Genomic DNA, 20,382 nt, shown 5'->3' with positions numbered 1-20,382 from the left:
AGCCATTCGCGAAGGTGTTACCTTTGCGCCCGCGAAATACCAATCGAGGAAAAGCATGGCCGAGCGCATTACGTATGGCAAAACCTGGTGGGGTCAGCAGTGGCTTAAGGCACTGACCAGCATTGACGAAGGAAACCGCCTGCCCAGGGGAAAAACATACGCCAACAAAGGAGCCGTAAAGGCGCTCAAAATAGAGGTCAATCAGATCAGCGCGCAGGTGCAGGGCAGCAAGCCCCGCCCCTACAAGGTGAAACTGGCGGTACCCTTGTTCGATGCTAAAGACAAAAAAGACCTGCTGACCGAAATTCAGCAGAATCCGGCGCTGTTGGCTCAGTTGCTCAACCGGCAGCTGCCGCCCGACCTGATCGAGTTTGCTGATCAGCGGGGAATCCGGCTGTTTCCGCGTTCGTTTGGTGAATTACAGGCAGGCTGCTCCTGCCCCGACGACGCTATGCCCTGCAAGCACCTGGCCGCTGTCATTTACCTGATTGCCAACGAAATCGACCAGAATCCGTTTCTGGTTTTTCAGCTCAAGGGCCTCGATTTGCTCGATGAACTGCGCGCCGACGACTCAGCCGGGGTATCGGGCGGGATGGACAGCGTACTGCTGGTGAAAGACCTGCTCACCGACGACCTGCCCGAGGAAGATGAAGACTGGAAGCCCGACGAAGCGGCTCGAGCGGCCATCGACTTCTCAACACTGCCTACGCTGGCCGATTCGCTGCTCGACCTGCTCGAACCCGAAACAACATTTACGAAACGGGATTTCCTCAAGGACCTGAGCAAGGCCTACAAGCTATTTACCAAGCCGATGCAGGACAAGGTGGTGACGAGCCACCCCGCACCCAGCGATAGCCTCGAACTTCAGCTGGACGAGTTGCTCGACCTGCGGAAGATCAATATTTTCAGCGAGCATGGCGATTCGCGCCGCCTGCCCCACTTCGGCATTGCCGACCTGATGGGCTGGCTGGCCGACCTCACCGACGCCGATTGGCCCGACATGAGCGATTCGGTGCGGGCGCTTTACCTCACCCGTCAGTTCACGGCGGCCCTACTGCGCCGCGGGGCCGTGGTGCCTCAGTTGCTGCGCATCGGCCCCGACGAAAACCAGTACCGGGTACGTTGGGTACCAGCTACGCTCAACGAAGCCGTCCGCCGCCTGACCGAGCAATTGGGTACACAACTGCCCCCAACGTTGCTCTCGGTTTATTGGCAGAAAGATATTCTAGCGCCCGTTTCGCCCGCCGAACAGGTGTTGATGGTGTGTAGCCTGCTGCTGCGCCAGCCCGTGAAGCAGCCGACCGTGGAGCTTTGGGAACGATGGCCGCTCGAAGACGCCGACCGCCTGTTTTTTGGGCAGGAGATTTTGCGGTTCGATGGGTTTGGCAAACGCGAAAAACCATTGGCCATGCAGCTATGGCTCAATGATTTCTTCCTGGGCCAGAAACGATTCGTACCCATTCTGGCCGTTGAAGATTCGGAGTTTGGTGACGTGTTTAAGCTGAGCCTGCTCATCCGTGACCGCGATGCCAATGAGGTCGACAGTGCCCCCGTGTCGCTCACCGAAATTCTGGACGAGCCGAAGCACGCCCGCATTCGGATGGCCGTGTTGCAGGACCTGCTGGTGCTGTCGCGGCATTTCCCCGATTTGGCCAAGCTCGCTCAGAAAAACGCGCCAACGCACCTGAGCTACGCGCCCGACGATTTTGTCAAGATTCTGCTCGAAAAGCTGCCCCGTATGCAATTGCTGGGCATTTCGCTGCTACTGCCGCGGTCATTGCAACACTGGGTACGCCCGCAGGCGGGAGTACGGCTGAAAGCCAAATCGGGCAGCGGGGCAGCCAACCCGTCATTTATGAAACTCGACGACATGCTCACCTTCGACTGGCAGGTGGCCGTGGGCAGCGAGTTCATTTCGTACAGCGAGTTCGAGCAGCTGGTCAGTAACAAAACGGGCCTGATCAAGATCAAAGATCAATACGTGCTGATCGACCCCAACGACTTGGGCAAATTACAGAAGCAGCTTAGCAAACCACCCGAACTCACCGGCTCCGATCTGCTACGGGCCGCGTTGGCCGAAGAGTTTCAGGGCAACCGCGTGGGTATTGGGGCCGATGTACGCGACCTGTTGAAACAATTTACCGACGCCGAGCCACACCCCCTCCCCGACCACCTCAACGCGCAGTTACGACCCTATCAGCTTCGCGGCTACGACTGGCTCGCCAAGAACACGGCGCTCGGTATGGGCAGTATCCTAGCCGACGACATGGGCTTGGGCAAGACGCTGCAAATCATCACGTTGCTGCTAAAATTCAGGCAGGAAGGGCGTTTCCAGAAACAGAAGGGGCTGGTCGTGCTACCCACCACCCTATTGACCAACTGGCAGAAAGAGATTGCCCGGTTTGCCCCGGACCTGAAGGCGCAGGTTTTCCACGGACCCAACCGCAAACTGCCCGATCTGAAAAAAGCGACCTCGCCCGACCTGATCCTGACCACCTACGGCGTGGTACGCTCCGACCTCGACACGCTGAAGAAAACCACCTGGGCGGTGCTGATCATCGACGAAGCCCAGAACATCAAAAACAGCGATACCGAGCAGACCAAGGCTGTCAAACAGCTCAAAAGCGACGTCCGGATCGCGCTCAGCGGTACGCCCGTTGAAAACCGGCTGTCGGAGTTCTGGAGTATCATGGACTTCGTCAATCGGGGGTATCTGGGTGGCGTGAGCAAGTTCAACGAGGAGTTTGGCAAGCCCATTCAGCAGGAGCGCGACCACCAGAAACTCGACCTGTTCCGGCGCGTGACGGGACCGTTTCTGCTCCGCCGCATTAAGACCGACAAGAGCATCATCAGCGACCTGCCCGATAAGATCGAGAACAACCAGTATTGTTCGCTGACGCAGGAGCAGGCCGCCCTCTACGAAAGTGTAGTGCAGGAGAGCATGCGGGCCATCGAAGCCAAAGACGGCATTGCCCGGCGCGGTTTGGTGCTGAAGCTGATGACCGCTCTGAAGCAGATTGGCAACCACCCGCGCCAGTACCTCAAGAAAGGTCCCGACAACGCCGCCTTGAGTGGCAAGGCACAACTGCTGCTCAACCTGCTCGAAACAATCTACGCTAGCCATGAGAAAGTACTGATTTTCACGCAGTACAAAGAGATGGGCGAGTTGCTACAGCAGTTTATTCAGCAGGCGTTCGGGCAGGAGCCGCTCTTTTTGCACGGGGGCGTTTCGCGCGCCGACCGCGACGAGATGGTCGAGCAATTCCAGAAAAACCGCTCCGACCACACGTTTATTCTGTCGCTGAAAGCGGGTGGCACGGGCCTCAACCTCACGCAGGCCAACCATGTCATCCACTACGACCTCTGGTGGAACCCCGCCGTGGAAGCACAGGCGACTGACCGCGCCTTCCGCATCGGCCAAACCAAAAACGTGCTCGTCTACCGCCTGATGAACCAAGGAACGCTGGAAGAAAAGATCGACGCCATGATCCGCTCCAAGAAAGAACTCGCCGACCTCAGCGTGCAGACCGGCGAAACCTGGCTCGGCGATCTCAACGATGATCAGTTGAAGGAACTCGTCAGTTTGGGGTAGTCACCAGTGTTCTGGCTACCCCCGCCTACTTCACCGGCATCTTGGCGGGTTCTTTGGCAGCGATGGGCTCAACTTTGGCGGCTTCGGGTTTTACGAACGGTTCGATGGAGAGCAGGGAGGCTTCGTTGCGGTTCGGAATCGTGACTGGCAGGCCTGTAGTGAGCAGTTGCTGCCCCGTGAACGTACCCACGACGGCGTTGGTCCCACCCTGCCGAATCAGGTACGTACCGGCCGGTTTCACGCCTCGGATCGGGAAGATGCGGGTTGCTTCAGGGGAATCGTTGCGGTAAAAACACAGCAGCCCCCCGTTACGCTCGGGGTTGAACCGGATGGCACCGTCCCAGTTGTGCGTATCGGGTCGGGGCAGGACATCGCCCGTCTGGTAGAATCGCGTATACTGGGTACGTTCGTTGAGCGCCGCCAGCCAGCCGTTCCAGGCTTTGAGCCACGCTTTATCAGTAGGAAGCAGTTTGGCAACGTCGCCGGTGAAGACAATGGTCGAAGAAGCCATCGACAGGTACTGCTGTTTGGCCAGTGGCTCATCGAGGCGCAGGTTACCCGTCAGCAACGTACCTGACGGCACCACCTGCCCCCGATCGTAGGTCAACTGCCGAAGGGCACGACTTCCCGCCGATGCCCCTATCCGGTTCGACGCGAGCCCGGCGTAATCGGCGTGTTGTAGCAGCCACAGATCGACGCCGTTGGCCTTTCCGTACAGTTCATGGGTGCAGTCGATCAGCAGGTTAGGGTGGCTGGCTTTGAGCGAATCCATAAGCTGACCCGTGCGTTCATAAAGCCGCCACAACGATTCCCGCTGATTGGCGTAGGTACGTCCAGCACCCGTGGCCCAGTCGCCCGCATCGCTGCTGTTGAGCCGATAAGCCGAACAGGCTGCCGCCAGGTCGAGCTTGATGTACCCAAGTCCATGCTCATCAACCAACGTTCTGATTTTCTGAAGTATATAATCGAACCAGGGGGTATCGAGGCTCATCGTGTACAGGTTTTTAGCACCGCTACCCTGTAAAGAATGGCGTTGCCCGTCGCGGTTGTTCATGAACCAGTCGGCGTGTTCCTGCCCTACCGCCGAGGTATCGGCGGCGGTGGCCAGTGCCAGCCATAAACCGGGCGTCATCCCTTTGGCGCGGATGTAGTCAGTCAGGGGGCGCAGGCCGTTCGGAAACTTGCGGGTATCCACGTTCCAGTCGCCGTAGTTATCCTGCCAGCCGTCGTCCAGAATCAGGTAATCAATGCCCGTGGGGGCCAGCTCATCGACGAGCTTTTTGAGTTGTGGGCCATTAAGGTTACGCCCAAACGGAAGCCGGGTGTTGTAGAAAGCCGTTGGCGTTTTCTTGTGCGCAAACAACCGTGTGCCCAGCTGCGTACGCACGTAGGTGGCCAGATCCTGCGCAAAGGCATCCTGCCAGACAGCCCCTTTGAACAAGCTAACGAAGGCTTTGGGCGAGGTAAAGGTTTCGTCGGTTAGTAGGGTCTTCTGAAACGGAAAATCGTCGGCTTCGAACCCCATGCCAATCCCTACTTCGGTAGAATCCCGGTATACATGAGTCCGCTTCATCACCGCCGGGGCTTCATTGCCCAACAGTATACCTGTGTTTTGTTCGGGGTTATGAATCAGCAACGCAGCATCGTCGGTACGCCCAATGTAAGGGGGCCGGGTCGGTAGCCGCCCGTAGGCTGCGTACACATCAACCGCCGTGGTGAGACCCACTCCACCCGCCGTTAGGTCGAGGTTCAGGTTTTCCCAGTCCAGCTCACTGATACGCAATGGATCGCCGCCCGTATTTCTGATCGTCAGCCATTTGCGCGTCAGGGGCAGATCGGCGTAAATCTGGTAGTACAGGCTTAGGTCGAACACGATAAACCGGTTGGGATGCTGCACCTGTAAATCAACGCGCAACACACTCCCCTGCCCGACTTTCTCGCTGATTGTGTGGGTTTTATACGTCACGGCAAAGCCCGCCGCCCCGCGCCCCGTGAAGGGTATACCGTTGACCTGAAAAGCTATCTCCCTCACTCGATTTGGGTCGCGGATCACATTGGTCTTTGTGCGCAGATCGGTGTAGGCTACCGTTTGCAGCCCCGACGGCGTCAGTTGAAGCACCCGTTTCACCAGCGAGTTTTCGAGACTAAACTGGCGCTTGGTTTCATCGTAGTGGATGCGTTGTTGCGCTGATGGCTGGGCCAATGCGCCCACAGACGCGAAAAGAATCCCGAGTAGAGTGAGGCTGTATTTCATGAATGGTGACTAGTAGGCTATTCGTCTCCGTATCAGATCAACCTGAATTGACCTGACAGACAAAAATACCTAACAGTTTTTGTCCTATGGGCAGCCGTCGGCCTCGGAATGTGTATGCGGTTCGGGAAAGGCCTATGAGTGGGGGCGGCAAGGGCGGCAAGGTAGGTCCGGAACTAAATGACTGACTTTCTTCGTAATGGAAGTAATTACTGCTCGTGATGCGGGTTAGGCATAGCCTTTGCAGGCGCCTCTTCAACATCACCCATCATGAATGAATTTTAACGACTTAGCGATTATCGCTCCAATCCTGAAGGCGCTGGCCGAAGAAGGATACACTACCCCAACTCCAATTCAGGAACAAGCTATTCCACACGTAAATGCCGGTCGCGATCTGTTGGGGTGCGCCCAGACTGGCACTGGCAAAACAGCCGCCTTTTCGATTCCTACGCTTCAGCGCTTATACACGAAAAAGCAATCCGGCGACTGGTCAAACAAGATCAAGGCGCTGATTCTGACACCGACGCGCGAGCTCGCCATCCAGATCGACGAAAGTCTGGCGGCGTATGGCCGGCACGTAGGCCTTCGCCACACCGTTATTTTTGGCGGCGTTGGTCAGAAACCACAAACCGATGCGCTGGCACGGGGCGTCGACATCCTGACGGCAACGCCCGGCCGGTTGCTCGACCTGATGAACCAGGGCTTCGTAAACCTGAAAGGCATCGAGTTTTTTGTGCTCGACGAAGCCGACCGGATGCTCGACATGGGTTTTATCCACGACGTGCGTAAGGTCCTGGCCGTATTGCCCAACAAACGGCAGTCGCTGTTTTTCTCGGCAACCATGCCGCCCGAAATTGTCAAGCTCGCCGATACCATCCTGACCGACCCGGTGAAGGTGGAAGTAACGCCTGTTTCATCGACGGCCGATACGGTTCGCCAATCGGTGTATCTGGTTGAGCGCGACAACAAACGCAATCTGCTGCGCCATATCCTTGAAGACAAAGCCATCGAATCGGCGCTGGTCTTTACCCGGACCAAGCACGGCGCCGACAAGGTGGCCGAATTCCTGAATAAGCAGGGCATCAAAACCGAAGCGATTCACGGCAACAAAGCCCAGAACGCCCGGCAACGCGCCCTGAGCAACTTCAAGGAGCGCACCACGCGGGTGTTGGTGGCTACCGACATTGCTGCGCGGGGTATCGACGTCGATAACCTCTCGCACGTGATCAACTTCGAGTTGCCCAACATTCCCGAAAGCTATGTACACCGCATTGGCCGGACGGGCCGCGCGGGCGCCAGTGGCATCGCCATTTCGTTTTGCGAAACCGATGAGCGGGCGTACCTGAAAGATATTCAGAAGCTGATTGGCCGTAAGGTGCCGGTTGAGGTGGCGAACAACCCGTTCCCGTCTGACAACCGCGACCCGATCGAGGTGGCCAAGCCGCCCAAGCCAAACCAACGTGAGCCGCGCGAACCCCGCGAGGCACGCAACGGCCGGGCTAACCAGCCGCGCCGTGCCGAAAAAGGCCCACAGCAGCAGAACCGCCCCGAACTGGTTCGCGCCTCGGAGCAACGTACCCAGCGGACCGACGACACCCAGTCGACGCGCCGCCCCGATCAGGTACGTTCGGCCAACGGACAAAAACCCCGTGGCGAGGGCAACGCACAGCCTGCGGGCCGCAATGACAACCGGAACCGGTCGAACAATAACCGTGGCCAGAAGCCTGCCCCGCGTGACTCGGGTTCATCGGCTAGTGAAGACGATCGTTGGCGCCCCTGGACGTCCTACCTGTCGACCTCGCCCGATCGGTTCGATAAGAAGAAATAGGCTTCTTAAGGAGAAGAAGTCAGTATAGTAAAAAAGTCCGAAGTCTGGACAGTCGTTTATAGGCCTGCGTAAGCAACACCTGAGCGACTGTCCGGACTTCGGACTTTTTTACTATACTGATTTTTCAGACTGCCTTATTACCCCGCCGTCATGCCGCCATCCATTTGAATGGCCTGACCGGTGCAGAATGCGTTCTCGTCGGCGCAAAGCCACACAATCGCCTGCGCGATTTCCTCGGGCTGCCCAAAACGCCCCATCGGAATGACCCGCCGCATGCGCTCCTCCATATCGGGCATCTGGCTCATCAGGTCGTGCACCATCGCCGAATGGGTATATACCGGGCAGATCGCATTGACCCGAATCTTCTTCTTCACGTATTCCAGCGCCGCTGTTTTAGTGAGGCCAATCACGCCATGCTTAGCCGCGCTGTAGGGGCCGCCCATCGGCATTCCTTTCACCCCCGCAATGCTGGCCACGTTCACGATTTTACCACCTTCGGGCTGAGTCAGCATCTGCCGGATTTGGGCCTGCAGGCCGTAGAAAACGCCACCCAGGTTTACGGCCATCATCTGCTCCCAATCGGCGGGGGTCTGGTCGATGAGTCGGGCAAAATTCCCACCGATACCGGCATTATTGACCGCGATATCCAGCCGGCCATACGTAGCCACCGCGTAGGCTACCGCCGCCTTGTGCGCTTCGGCATCGGCCACGTTACAGCGCGTGTAACTAGCTGTACCACCGGCTTCTTCAATGAGCGCTACGGTTGCCTGCCCGTTGGCATCATTTATGTCTGATACGACAACGGCGGCCCCCAGCGCGCCAAAGGCGAGGGCCGTGGCCCGTCCGATTCCTGATCCGGCTCCCGTTACGAGAGCTACCTGTTTAGTGAACGAAGTCATGCTATGAATGTACCGGAATGAGGCAATTACCAGTCGCTACGTACAGGCCGTAAAAAAAGGAACGCCAAGGCTGTAGCCGATGGCAGCCCGTAGCGTCTAATGAGCTATAGCCCGTATGCCAACCGCCCAAAGTAAGCCAAAAAAAAGCGGGTATTGTTTAAACGGCCCGGCCGTTAGGCAATCTATATTTAAGCTGGACTTCTTACTGCCGTATCTGTAAACGTACCTGTCATATGCTTTCCAACTCCGATTTAATCCCAGGCATCTATAATTTCTGCGACTCGTGGTGCGAGCGTTGCCGCCTCACCAGTCGCTGTCGCAGTTTTCAGATGCAACAGCAGGTCGCTACCGATCAGCCTGTTGATACCAACGCGTCATTGGTCGATCAGCTCACCGAAGCCCTGAACATGACCAAACGTTACATTGAAAAGCTACAGAGCGAAAACCCGTCGCTGCTGGTTAATGGCCCTTCGGAAGCGGAGCAGCAAACGCTGGAAGAGCAGGTGCTGATTCGTCGGCACCGAACCAAGGAGCATCCGGTGGCTACGCTGGCTTCTGTTTATTTGCAACAAACCGGCGCATGGCTCAGGGACGAGCGTCGGTTGCTCGAACTGGCCGGTAGGCAGCAATTGCAACAGGTAAACCTTGGCCTGCGCACGGAAGATCAGGCTATGGTGCAACTGACGGCGCTGAAAAACGCCTACGAGCAGATAAAATGGTATCGCACGCTGATTCCGGTGAAAACGATGGCGACCCTTCGCGCCCTCGACGAACCCACCAACGACGAGTACCTGCTTGACTATTACAACGGCAAGGCCAAACTGGTGTTGGTTAGCATTGATCGCTCGATCGCTTCGTGGCAGACGATTCTGTATTATTACCCCGAAAAACTGGATGGCATGCTTGATATGCTGGCTGGCCTGAACCGATTGACGAGCCAGCTTGAGGCGCTCTTCCCGACCGCCCGTGCCTTTAAACGGCCAGGATTAGACTGATGCGCATTCGTGAGGCGACAACAGCCGATCTACCTGCACTCGTGGCGCTCCTGCAACGGGTGGTGCCCCTGATGCAGGCGGCTGGTAATTTTCAGTGGGATGCCACGTACCCAAACGAAACCGTTTTTGGCAATGACATTGCGAAAAAACAGCTTTGGGTAGCCGACATCGACGGCCAAATCGCGGGTGTTGCGGCTATTACAACCGATCAGGATGCCGAGTATGCCCAGGTAGGTTGGGATATCACCGAAACCGCCATCGTAACGCATCGGCTGGCAGTTGACCCGGCCTATCAGGGTCGGGGTGTAGGTAAGGCCCTGCTGCAACAAGCCGACGAGGTGGCCCGGCAACGGGGTATCGCCATCCTGCGCATCGACACCAATACGCAGAACCAGGTTACGCAACGGCTTTTTCCAGCCCTTGGGTACGTGTACGCGGGTGAAATCGACCTGGCTTTCCGACCCGGTCTACGTTTCTTTTGCTACGAAAAGCGCCTTTCAGCACCCAGTTGACATACCGATTCCTCGATTTTTTTAAACAACTTTCGGCGCTTACCTGTTGGTTGGGTAGTTCTTGCAAAAAAAACGAACACCATGAAAACCAAACAATTGGTACTGGCCTTGTCGATGGCCTTTCTTGCCACCACCACATTTGTAGCCTGCGATTCAAAGAAAGAAAATAAAGCCGAAGAGGTACAGGACGCTCAGGAAGACCTGAACGAAGCCCGCGCCGAAGGTGATACCAGCGAAATTCGCGACGAAAAAGCGGACCTCGACTCGGCCAATAAAGAGTATCGCGATGCGGCCAAAGAAGCCCGCCGCGATTCGCTCGACAAGTAAGTGGTAAACGTATAATGAATAATGGGGCTAACGCAAGAATAGATGCGTTAGCCCCATTATTCATTATACAGTATTCGTTCCTACAACTTAATCCCCATCTTCTTGGCCATGTCGGCGAACATCTGCGGGTCGTAGGCGTATTCATCAGAGCCGGGTGCGTTGAGTTGGGGCTCTTCGTCGAGGTCAGGGACGGCGTGGCCGGGAATAGCCCCCTGAATCACTTCCAGCGGTTGTCCGTCTTCGGGGTGGGTACCGTTCCAGATCAGCGCTACCTGTTTGTAATCTTCCTGACTGAAGGTATAGAGCTTCAGGTGCATTTTATCCTCCATGAACTTCTTAGCCTCGGGGAATTTATCGTTGCTCAGATCGGGGATGGGGAGCAGTTTGGTCACCTCCACGCCCGTAAGCAATTCCAGCGCTTTGGCGTAGGCGACTACGTGCAAGCCACCGCGTACCAGTAGGTAACCAACCATCGTCCGGGCGGTGGGGTCAGATACCATCTCGTAGGTCCGCATCTTACCGGCCCGCGCCCCGCACTCCAAAAAGAAGTTGTGCAACAGATCGAGCTTCAGGTTACCGCTGCTGAAGACGTTATCACCCGACCAGAACTTACCCATCGAGTCCATCGGGAGTGCGGTCTGCCCACTATTGTTGAAATGGTAGGTGTTCCGGGCATTCACGCCATCGGCAAGCGGAGCGATGGTTGGATCGATTCCCCGTTTGCTAACTCCCGTCAGCAGCAGGTTGATGGTATACGACACCACCTCGATGTGGCCATACTCTTCGCCAGCGATACTACAGATCAGATCGTAGAAGGGCCGGAGCTTTTTGCGCCCCCGAAAATTGAACGACTGATAGGTGTAGTTCATCAGGGTCGACATCTCCCCAAACTTTCCACCCAGTAGTTCCTGTACAGCGGCAGCATCGTTGGCCGACGGGTTGGTTGGTGTTGGCAGCTCAACAGGCAACCGGTCCATTTTTAAGATCATAACGTATGCGAGTTTGACGTGATACTTGTCCGTCTAACCCGCCGTCTGATCTATAGTTTATTTAATCTATCAAAAATATAGATAATTAGAGTACACCTTCGATTCGATACGTGGTCTGGTTAAAGCGAACCTCGTCGCCTGCCCGGTGGCCTCGCAACAGGGCACCAATGGGTGATGCGATGGAGACAGCCATGTAGCTGGCCCCATCGACCGTGAGGCGGCCAGCGCTGATACTCAGAAAGAACGTGCCTTGCGACGTATTGACCACGCTACCGGCCCGCGCCACGTCCGATGCCGTCTTGTAGTCCAGCAATTCCAGTTCCTGCTTCATTTGCTGGGCCTGCGCCAGCAGTTGGGCGTGCCGATCGCGTTCAAGTTGGGCCATCGCGCGGCCTGTCTCGTATTTATCGCCCGCCGAGCTCTTTTCCTCAGAATTGGCCGCTTCCTGCGCGGCCCGCATGGCCTCGGCAGCGTTATCGATACGTTGCTGCACATAGGCCATACAGGCCGCGTAGAGTGCTTGTTTTAGTGGGTTCATTCGGGTAAAGTCAATTGCCTTTGGCGTCATTGGTAGTCATTTATTGTCATTCATAGCTTTTTTACAACGAATGACTACCAATAACGCCAAAGGCAATTGACTCATTTATTTCAAGGCCGGGCCAATGATCTGCTTCCAGAGGTCGTAGCCCTGGGCGTTCATGTGCAGACCGTCGGCCTGGAAAAGTTCGGCACGGGGTTGTCCGCCTGCATCGAGCATGGGCGTGTATACATCGATGTATGACGCGTTTTTCTGCCCGCTTAGGTACGTCTTGATGAGGCGGTTGGCTTCGGCCTGCGTGGCCAGAAACTGCTTGCGGGCTACACTGGGCTTGATGGAAATAAACGTAATCGTAGCCGATGGGGCCATTTTCCGCGCTAGGGCAAAAAAGGTCGTAAACCGGGCATACACGTCGCGGGCCGAAGCGTTGCTTTGACCAATGTCGTTGTCGCCCTCATACAGCAAAATCTGTTTGGGCCGGTCGTGGGCTATGATGCGCCCAATGTATTTGATGGCGTCGTTCATCTCCGAACCGCCGAAACCCCGTTGAACGACTGTCTTACCGGGGAAGGCCTCGGTCAGTCCGTTCCAGACCCGAATGGACGAGCTTCCGACGAAGACAATGCTGTTGGCTGCCGGGGCAGGCTGAGCCTCGAAGGCAGCAATTTCTGGTTCAAAGTCAGCCTTTTGGGCCAACGAAGCCGTAGCCGTACCAAGCAGAAAGGCTACCGCAATCAGGAAGTTTTTCATGAGCAACTGTGTGTTTGTGAAGTAAGACAAGAAAAGCACAACGAGGTTTAGCCACGTATGGCTGTCGGCTTACCGCCACTAAATAAACGGAAGCACACTTTCTAATCCCATGCCGCGCGACCCTTTAATTAACACGTGGGTATGTTGCATGGGGTTATCCATGATCCAGTTGTGCAGCGAAAACTTGTCGGGGAAGTAGTAGGCTTGGGGCAGGGAAGGCAACGCATACTGCATGTCTTTGCCCGCCAGAATGACCAGATCGAAGTGCTGCTGGGCAATCAACGTACCCAGGGCGGCGTGCTCGGCAGGGCTTTCGTCGCCCAGTTCGTACATATCGCCCAGGATAACCGCCTTGCGTTCGGCGGGCATTTGCCCAAACTGCTGCACCGCCGCTGCCATCGACGACGGGTTGGCGTTGTAGGCATCCAGCAGTACGGTGTTGGTACCGCGCACTACCACCTGCGACCGGTTGTTGGTCGGGTTGTAGTCGGCCACGGCCTGATTGGCATCGGCGTCGGGCACACCGAAATACTGCCCGATAGCCAGTGCCGCCGCCACGTTCTCAAAGTTGTAGCGACCCGGCAGATGCGTCTGGATCACCTCGCCCGTGGCCGTCCGGTACGTCGCCACCGGCGCTTCAGTCAGCAGTTCAGGTACGTTGTCGGTCAGGTAAAAAACGACGTTACCAAAGTTGGGGGTTCGGGTGCTGCGCTCGGCCTGCATGGCCATCAGCACGGCGTTCTGCGCGTTGACGAACACGGTCCCGCCTGTTTCGGCCAGGTAGTCGAAGAGTTCACCCTTGCCTTTCCGCACGCCTTCGACTCCGCCAAAACCTTCCAGATGCGCTTTGCCCACGTTAGTAATCAGCCCGTGGGTGGGTTCGCAGATCCGGCTCAGCAGATCGATTTCGCGCTGGTGATTGGCCCCCATCTCCACCACCGCCAGCTGGCAGCGGGCAGGGTCGATGCGCAGCAGGGTAAGCGGCACGCCAATGTGGTTGTTGAGGTTACCATGCGTGGCCTCAACCGCGTATTTTTTGGCTAGCACCGCCGCAATCAGCTCTTTGGTGGTGGTTTTACCGTTCGAGCCGGTCAGGCCCAAAACCGGGAAACCAAACGTACGACGGTGGTGCCGGGCCAGTTCCTGCAAGGCTAGCAGCGTATCGGCCACCAACAGGCAGCGGTCGTGCTGAGCGGCCACGTCGGCATTGTCGACCAGCGCGTAGCGGGCCCCGGCCTCCAGCGCCTGTAGGGCAAACTGGTTGCCGTCGAACTTATCGCCGCGCAGGGCCACAAACAGGCAATCGGGCGCGATTTGGCGGGTATCGGTCGAAACGGTGGTACATTCCCGGTACTTCTCGTATAAAGCTGCTGTGGTCAGCATAAATTTCTCAGTTAGTTGACAACGAAATGGTTTGGTTACTTCGTTTACAGGAAAGGCGTGTAGCGTGCCCCAAAACTACGCGCTTTCACTCGATGGCTCGTTGGTCTACTTTTCTCTTTTTATTGCTTTCACTGGCTGGTCAGGCGCAACGCATTGCGTTTGAGTACGACACCCGGCCCACCATTGAGCTAGCGGGCCGCACCCTGCCCAACGCCTGGGCGGGCGGGCTCAATGCCTGCCAGTTTGCCACCCTGCCGCTGGATGCCGACGCCCGCCCCGATCTGGTGGTATTCGACCGGGTTACCAGCCGGATCAGCACGTTTCTGGCGACGACCGGCCCCAACAACGCCTTGTTTTGGCAACATGCCCCGCAGTATGAGCGCCTTTTCCCGACCATCGGCAACTGGTTTTACCTGGTCGATTATGATGGCGATGGCCGAAAAGATCTGTTTGCGTCGGCCCCCAGCGGCATTCAAGTGTGGCGCAATGCGACACCCGCCAACGGCACACTGGCGTGGCAGCTGGTGACGCCGTCGCTACAGACCGATGCGCTGTCGGGAATTCGATCGAACGTGTACGTGGCCGGGCCGGATACCCCTGCTATCACCGACCTCGATGGCGACGGCGACGTAGACGTGGTGGCCTTTGACCCAACGGGCAATCAGGCGGTGTATTACCAGAACCTGAGCAAACAGCGCACTAATGCCGCCGCCCCGGCCGGGCTCGACTTCCGTACGGAGCCGGGCTGCTGGGGGCGCTTCAGGAAAGAATTCTGCAATGATTTCACGGCTAACGCCGATTGCGCCGCCACTGGCGGCCGACAGGGTGATCCCAACGGCCGACCCAACCACACGGGCAATACCATCCGGCTCCAGGACGTCGACGGTGATGGCAAGCCCGAGTTGATTTTTGGGTACGTTGATTGTAACAACCTATCGGTGCTGCATAACACTGGCCCCAGTAATCAGAATGCCGCGTTTACGCGGTTCGAATACGACTTTCCGAAGCAAAATCCGGTGCGTTTTGCGTCGTTTCCGGCCGCTTTTTTCGACGACCTGGACGGCGACGGCCTGACTGATATGGTGGCTTCACCCAACGTCTATGTGAATGAGCGGGGCCTGTTCGACTTCCGATCGACAAACCATTTTTACCGCAATGCGGGGACAGCCACAGCTCCCGACTTCCAGCTGGTCAGGACGGATTTTCTGCAAAGTGACATGCTGGACCTGGGCGAAAATGCGGCCCCGGTACTCGCCGACCTCGATGGGGATGGCGATCTGGATTTGCTGGTTGGGAATGGCGGCGTTCCGTTGGCTAATGGTTTTCGGGCAAGTTTGTGGCAGTTTGAGAATAAGGGTACAACCAGCAACCCCGCGTTTAGCCTCGTCACCACCGATTACCTCGGCCTCACCACCACCGATTCGCTCACGTACCTCCGCCCAACGTTCGCCGACCTCGATGGCAATGGCTCACTCGATCTGGTGCTGTCCGGTTTTTCCAAAACTGGTAGTGTACTGCGGTGGCTACCCAACAGTGCCGCCAAAGGCGCGGCCATGCGCTTCACACCCGCCACGGCCAGGAGCTTAACACTGTCGGATGGCTATTCAGCGGCATCGCCCGTGCTCTTCACTGATTTTGACGCCGATGGTAAGGCCGACCTGCTGGTGAGTGGCAGCGCGGGCAACATCAGCTACTATCGGAACAGCGGATCGGTGAGCGAGCCGGCTTTCACGCTGGTGACCGACCGGTTTGCGGGCTTCGATTTTGCGTTCGATAACCGGAATGCTTCATTGGCCCTGACCGATGTAAACGGGGATAACCAGAAACGGTTGATGCTGGCTACGCGAACGGGACAGTTGCGGGTGTATAAGCTGGCGAGCCAACCCACGCAGGCGGCCACGTTGCTCGACACCCTGGGTACGTTGCCAACCGCTGGTCTCAACCCAATTCTGGCCACAGGCGACCTTTCTGGCGACGGCCTGCCCGATCTGGTGCTGGGTAGTCTGGCCGGGGGGCTCAGGTACGTTCGTAATACATCGGATAAAGTATCGGCTGTGCTGGCCGTTGAGCCTGTCTCGACCTGGGCGTTTCCGAACCCGACCAATCGCTATGTGACCATTCGCGCTCCGCACGGAGGGCAAGTGGAGGTCATCAGCATCGACGGACGTACTGTACTCACCCCGATTCGGGTGGGTGCCCACATCGATCAGCCGCTCGATCTGGGTACGTTGTCGTCGGGGGTGTATCTGCTGCGGCTCAGCGCGGCCGACCAGCCAACAAAAGTGAGTCGGGTGGTGTTAGGTCGGTAAAGCTCAACGATCATGGAAAACCTGAATAACTCCGATCAGCAACTGAACGAACAGAACACGGGCGGCCCGCTGGAAGGCATGTCGCCGCAGTTCAACAATATGCCGGGTAACGACGTCAACGAAGAAAACGCCGTTTATGCAGAATTTGGCCTCGACGGTCAGCCCGATGTGATGAACCCCGGTGATGAAGAGGCCTCAGATACCATTCTGTACACAGACAATGCCGTCGCCACGGACATGACCGATATGGTGGCCGAAACCGAAACCGACGACACGCTGCCCGCTGAATTTTACAATGACCCCGACAATGTTAGTGAGGCCCGCATGGAGGCCGAAATGGACATGCTTGGTGACGAAGAGGGCGGCGAGTCAGAAGCCGACGCCCGCAACGCCGAATACGGCGAAAATTTCAACGGACGAGCTTAAAAGAGAGCAAAAAAAAGGTCCAAGGATCAACGATGAGTCGGCGTTAAACTAACGTGCTACCTAACGTTGATCCCTGGACCTTTTCGCATCAAGCCTGCTTTATTTTCCAAACGCCGCCTTACCAGCATCCAGAAAGGCGACGAACTTATCGACGCTGAGGTTGTAGTTGATGGGCGAAACCAGCAACGTACCCGTACCGTCGACTAGGCAATAGTGCGGCTGGGCGTTATTGTTGTACTTCACCACCTGCAAGTCGGCGTTTTGCGCGCCAATCGTCTTCTTGGTTTTCTGATCGTAGCCCGACGTATACCATTCGGCTTCGGGTAGTTCCGTTTTATCATCGACATACAGTGCCACCACCACGTAGTCATTCTGGAGACGGGACAGCACCTTCGGATCACTCCACACGCGCTGTTCCATCTCGCGGCAGTTTACGCAGCCGTGACCGGTGAAGTCGATAAAGACAGGTTTCTTCACGGTTTTTGAATAAGCCAGTGCCTCTTTGTAATCGAAGAAGCCCGGCAAGCCGTGGGGCAATTTGAACAGATTACCATGCCGAACGGCCGTTGACTGTTGGGTCGTCGCTGAAGCCGGGCCACCACGTGAAATAAAGTCCTGCGTGGCCAGGGGCGGCAGATAGCCAGCCAGCGCGTTGAGCGGCGCCCCCCACATGCCCGGAACCATATAGACCACAAACGTGAAGGTCACGATCGCCAGCAGCAGGCGCGGAATGCTCACTTTTGTATCGTTACCGCCCGTCAGTTGCACGGTGCCGCTGGTGGGCGTACCCGTCAGGGTCAACTGTCCGGCCGCGTCCGAGTCGACCAGCGCCCCAACGGGCTGGTTCATGACCCCGCGAATAGCAAACTCACGCAGGTTCAGTTTACCCGTCGAAACGGGGGCGCTGTCGTGGGGGAGTTTGAGTTTACCCAGCAGGTAGAAGCCCAGCATGCTGAAAATAACGATCCAGAAGGCCAGATACACCTCGCGGTCGAGCAGGTGCCAGTGGTATACCTGATCGGCAATGCTGAGGAATTTAAGCGCCAGCGCCAGTTCCAGAAAGCCCAGCACCACTTTCACGGCGTTGAGCCAGCCGCCCGATTTGGGCAGTTTCTGCAACCACTGCGGGAAGAGCGCAAACAACGTAAACGGAATGGCGAAGGCCGACGAAAACGCCGCCATACCCACGATGGGCTTCACCACTTCGCCACCCGCCGAGGCAACCAACAAGCTACCCACAATGGGACCCGTGCACGAAAATGACACCAGCACCAGCGTGAAGGCCATGAAGAAAATACCGGCCAGCCCACCCCGCTCCGAAGCCGCATCGGCCCGATTGACGATGGAACTGGGCAGTGTGATTTCGAACAGCCCGAGAAACGAGAGGCCAAAGACGAAGAAGACTGCAAAAAAGAGCAGGTTGGGCAGCCAGTGCGTGCTCACGAAATTGGCAAAACCCGGCCCGTTAATCCGCGACACCACCGTGCCGATCAGCACGTAGATACCAATAATCGACGCGCCGTAGAGCAGCGCCTTCCACGAGCCACCTTTCTGGTTCGTAAAAAAGCTGACAGTCATTGGAATAATCGGGAATACGCAGGGCGTGAGCAGGGCCGCCAGACCGGCTAGAAACGCCGCCAGCGCAAACGCCCATAATGATTGCCCCTGCCCCTCGACGGGCGTAGCCGCGAGCGATGCCTGCGCCGAAGCGCGTGTTTCGGCTTGCTGAGTCAGTGTATCCGTGTCTGTTACGGCCGAAGTCGTGGCGGTAGCCAGATCGGCGGGCGATGGTTCTGTAGCAGAGGCTACAGGCGCTACTGTTTCAGTCTTTACTGCAGGTACGTTGCCAACACGTTTTCCGGCTGTCGTTGATGAAGGGCTAGTTACCGCGGCAGTTGTTTTGACTATCGTTTGTAATTCAGCTTCGGCAGGCGGAAGGCAGGTGCCATCCTTATCTGAACAGGCCTGATATTCGGTCGTCAGTTCGATGGTAGGGTTATCGGCCAAGACCTTCACCTTTTGCCGGATTATTGCTTTCCCTTCAAACTGCCGCACTTTAGCGCCCCACACTTCCACATAGATTTCCTGAACGCCCACTGGTACAGGTGCACCCACCAGTTTGTAAGCCGCCGACGGCTTGAATTTGATGGATGTGGGAATCGGGCCAATATTGGGGTCGAGATCCGGCGAGTAAATATGCCAGCTTTCGGCAATGGATGCCTGAATGGTCAGTTCAACGACGTCGCCGATTTTGGCCGGTTTGGCCGGGCCGCTAATGGTCCAGCGTGTGGGATCTTTGCGAATCTGGGCCACAGCTAATTGGCTGGTCATGCCTACCATGGACAGCCAAATCAGTGACGACAGTAATAAACGGGATAATCTATTCGGGTGGGGAGAAAACCGAGTCATGATAGATACAGCAACTGACTTGTTACGTCGGTAATTTCGTACGTGTTGCTACCGTAACAGATTTTGAACCAAAAATAGTCTATACCCAAAAAAAACACCGGTCCGGCAATGGCCAGAACGGTGTTTGCAAAACCCAACATAAACCATGTGGGCGTTGGTTTGACCAAGTAGCGCCTGGTATGCCCAATGAACGTAGCGACGCCCATTATTTATTACCAGACGCGATCAACTTACTAAATTGTAAGTCAATACTGAAAGAGAATTGGATTCAACGGTCCGTCGGGCGTGGTGCCAACGGGCCAACTGCTAAGCCAGGTGGTCCAATCGTTCTGTTGGTAGGGGTTGCGCGGCTCCATCACGACCTGATCTTTGTCCATATAGATCATGGTCATCACTTTGCGGGCTTCGTTGGCAGTATTTGGGCCGGCCCGGTGAAAGGTCCAGCCCGCGTGGAAACTGACTTCGCCCAACTCGAAGGGCGTATCGTTGACGTCGAAATTCAGCTTTTGCAGTTCATCGGATAGCACGTTCTCGCTTTCATCGCTAATCTCCAGATCGCGGCCGAGTTCTACCCGCTGACTTTTAGCCGCAAAGGCCAATGGTCCCATGGTCATGGGTGTTGCCTGCAACGGAATCCAGACCGTGACGGTGTGGGGCGACGCCAGCGGCCAGTAAAACTGATCGGCATGCCAGGGCGTAATGCCCCCGGATGGCTCCTTATATAGGGCCTGATCGTGGTAGAGGCGCACCCCTTCCACACCCATCAGGTCCGTGGCGATTTTGGCCAGCCGTTTGCTGAACACAAATTCTTTAGCCGCCTTATCCTGCGTCCACAGGTTCATGATCTGGAGAAACGCCCGCTCGTAGGTCGTGCGGTCTTCCATGGGCTTCGTGAGCGTGTTGAGCCGAATGACCAGATCGGTGATGACGGCGCCGTAGTAATCGATCAGGTCGGGGCTGAGTACGTTTTTCAGTTTTACATACCCGTTCTCTCGGTAAAACGCGACGGCCTGTTGCGACAATTCGTAAGGCTCCTGCAAACGGGCCTGCAACGTGGTTTCGGTAGCTACTGCCTGCATATAAGACTATTTGTTGGTATTATAGAACATTACGATTGTTACCATCAATCAAAATTAGGACGGTTAGCTGCACCTGTTGCGGCTATTGTTGCTCC

15 protein-coding genes are annotated in these 20,382 nt (G+C 56.6%); 7 read left to right on the top strand and 8 right to left on the bottom strand.

Annotated features, from left to right (window positions below; translation table 11 throughout):
* The first annotated feature begins 55 nt into the window (after positions 1-55).
* Complete coding sequence (locus tag FAES_RS04415; protein WP_015329999.1) at positions 56-3,592, top strand: DEAD/DEAH box helicase; 3,537 nt, start codon at positions 56-58, stop codon at positions 3,590-3,592.
* Between the two features lie 25 nt (positions 3,593-3,617).
* Here FAES_RS04415 and FAES_RS04410 read toward each other — a convergent pair whose 3' ends face one another.
* Positions 3,618-5,846, bottom strand: a complete 2,229-nt coding sequence (locus FAES_RS04410; protein ID WP_015329998.1) for a glycoside hydrolase family 36 protein — start codon at positions 5,844-5,846, stop codon at positions 3,618-3,620.
* A gap of 271 nt (positions 5,847-6,117) precedes the next feature.
* Between FAES_RS04410 and FAES_RS04405 the strand changes: the two genes are divergently transcribed.
* A complete protein-coding gene (locus tag FAES_RS04405) occupies positions 6,118-7,671 on the top strand; it encodes a DEAD/DEAH box helicase (RefSeq protein WP_015329997.1) in 1,554 nt (517 codons plus the stop codon).
* Positions 7,672-7,808: 137 nt separating this feature from the next.
* Here the strand turns inward: FAES_RS04405 and FAES_RS04400 are convergent, their stop codons facing one another.
* Positions 7,809-8,570 carry an SDR family NAD(P)-dependent oxidoreductase gene (locus FAES_RS04400; protein ID WP_015329996.1) on the bottom strand — a complete coding sequence of 254 codons (762 nt, stop codon included), beginning with the start codon at positions 8,568-8,570 and terminating at the stop codon, positions 7,809-7,811.
* Positions 8,571-8,803: 233 nt separating this feature from the next.
* On the opposite strand from FAES_RS04400, the gene FAES_RS04395 reads away from it, so the two are divergent.
* From FAES_RS04395 to FAES_RS04385, 3 genes are all read left to right on the top strand, one after another.
* The gene (locus tag FAES_RS04395) at positions 8,804-9,565 is read left to right on the top strand and encodes a hypothetical protein (RefSeq protein WP_015329995.1); all 762 of its coding nucleotides are present in this window, start codon (positions 8,804-8,806) and stop codon (positions 9,563-9,565) included.
* A complete protein-coding gene (locus tag FAES_RS04390) occupies positions 9,565-10,077 on the top strand; it encodes a GNAT family N-acetyltransferase (protein ID WP_015329994.1) in 513 nt (170 codons plus the stop codon). The genes FAES_RS04395 and FAES_RS04390 overlap by 1 nt, the downstream gene beginning before the upstream one ends.
* Positions 10,078-10,158: 81 nt before the next feature.
* On the top strand, positions 10,159-10,404 hold the full coding sequence (locus FAES_RS04385; RefSeq protein ID WP_015329993.1) for a hypothetical protein: 246 nt from the start codon (positions 10,159-10,161) through the stop codon (positions 10,402-10,404).
* An 80-nt stretch (positions 10,405-10,484) separates the two neighbouring features.
* On the opposite strand, the gene FAES_RS04380 is transcribed toward FAES_RS04385, so the two are convergent.
* The 4 genes from FAES_RS04380 to FAES_RS04365 all read right to left on the bottom strand — a co-directional run bounded on the left by FAES_RS04380 (position 10,485) and on the right by FAES_RS04365 (position 14,064).
* A complete protein-coding gene (locus tag FAES_RS04380) occupies positions 10,485-11,393 on the bottom strand; it encodes a manganese catalase family protein (RefSeq protein WP_015329992.1) in 909 nt (302 codons plus the stop codon).
* Between the two features lie 85 nt (positions 11,394-11,478).
* Entirely contained in the window at positions 11,479-11,931 is a 453-nt protein-coding gene (locus tag FAES_RS04375) for a 3-oxoacyl-ACP synthase (protein WP_041257550.1), read from the bottom strand.
* Positions 11,932-12,036: 105 nt separating this feature from the next.
* Complete coding sequence (locus FAES_RS04370; protein WP_015329990.1) at positions 12,037-12,681, bottom strand: GDSL-type esterase/lipase family protein; 645 nt, start codon at positions 12,679-12,681, stop codon at positions 12,037-12,039.
* A 78-nt stretch (positions 12,682-12,759) separates the two neighbouring features.
* The gene (locus tag FAES_RS04365) at positions 12,760-14,064 is read right to left on the bottom strand and encodes a UDP-N-acetylmuramoyl-tripeptide--D-alanyl-D-alanine ligase (protein WP_015329989.1); all 1,305 of its coding nucleotides are present in this window, start codon (positions 14,062-14,064) and stop codon (positions 12,760-12,762) included.
* Between the two features lie 92 nt (positions 14,065-14,156).
* Between FAES_RS04365 and FAES_RS04360 the strand changes: the two genes are divergently transcribed.
* A complete protein-coding gene (locus FAES_RS04360) occupies positions 14,157-16,373 on the top strand; it encodes an FG-GAP-like repeat-containing protein (RefSeq protein WP_041257549.1) in 2,217 nt (738 codons plus the stop codon).
* 12 nt (positions 16,374-16,385) lie between these two features.
* Positions 16,386-16,799 (top strand): hypothetical protein, encoded by a 414-nt coding sequence (locus FAES_RS30545; RefSeq protein ID WP_015329987.1) that lies wholly within the window; start codon positions 16,386-16,388, stop codon positions 16,797-16,799.
* A gap of 99 nt (positions 16,800-16,898) precedes the next feature.
* On the opposite strand, the gene FAES_RS30600 is transcribed toward FAES_RS30545, so the two are convergent.
* Positions 16,899-19,130 (bottom strand): protein-disulfide reductase DsbD family protein, encoded by a 2,232-nt coding sequence (locus tag FAES_RS30600; RefSeq protein WP_229364420.1) that lies wholly within the window; start codon positions 19,128-19,130, stop codon positions 16,899-16,901.
* Between the two features lie 323 nt (positions 19,131-19,453).
* Positions 19,454-20,287, bottom strand: coding sequence for a phytanoyl-CoA dioxygenase family protein (locus FAES_RS04345; RefSeq protein ID WP_015329984.1), 834 nt, complete (start codon positions 20,285-20,287; stop codon positions 19,454-19,456).
* Positions 20,288-20,382 lie beyond the last annotated feature (95 nt).

Source organism: Fibrella aestuarina BUZ 2 (assembly GCF_000331105.1).
GTDB lineage: Bacteria > Bacteroidota > Bacteroidia > Cytophagales > Spirosomataceae > Fibrella > Fibrella aestuarina.
The sequence above is the reverse complement of the archived record's forward strand: the minus strand, read 5'-3'. Positions and strand labels throughout refer to the sequence as shown.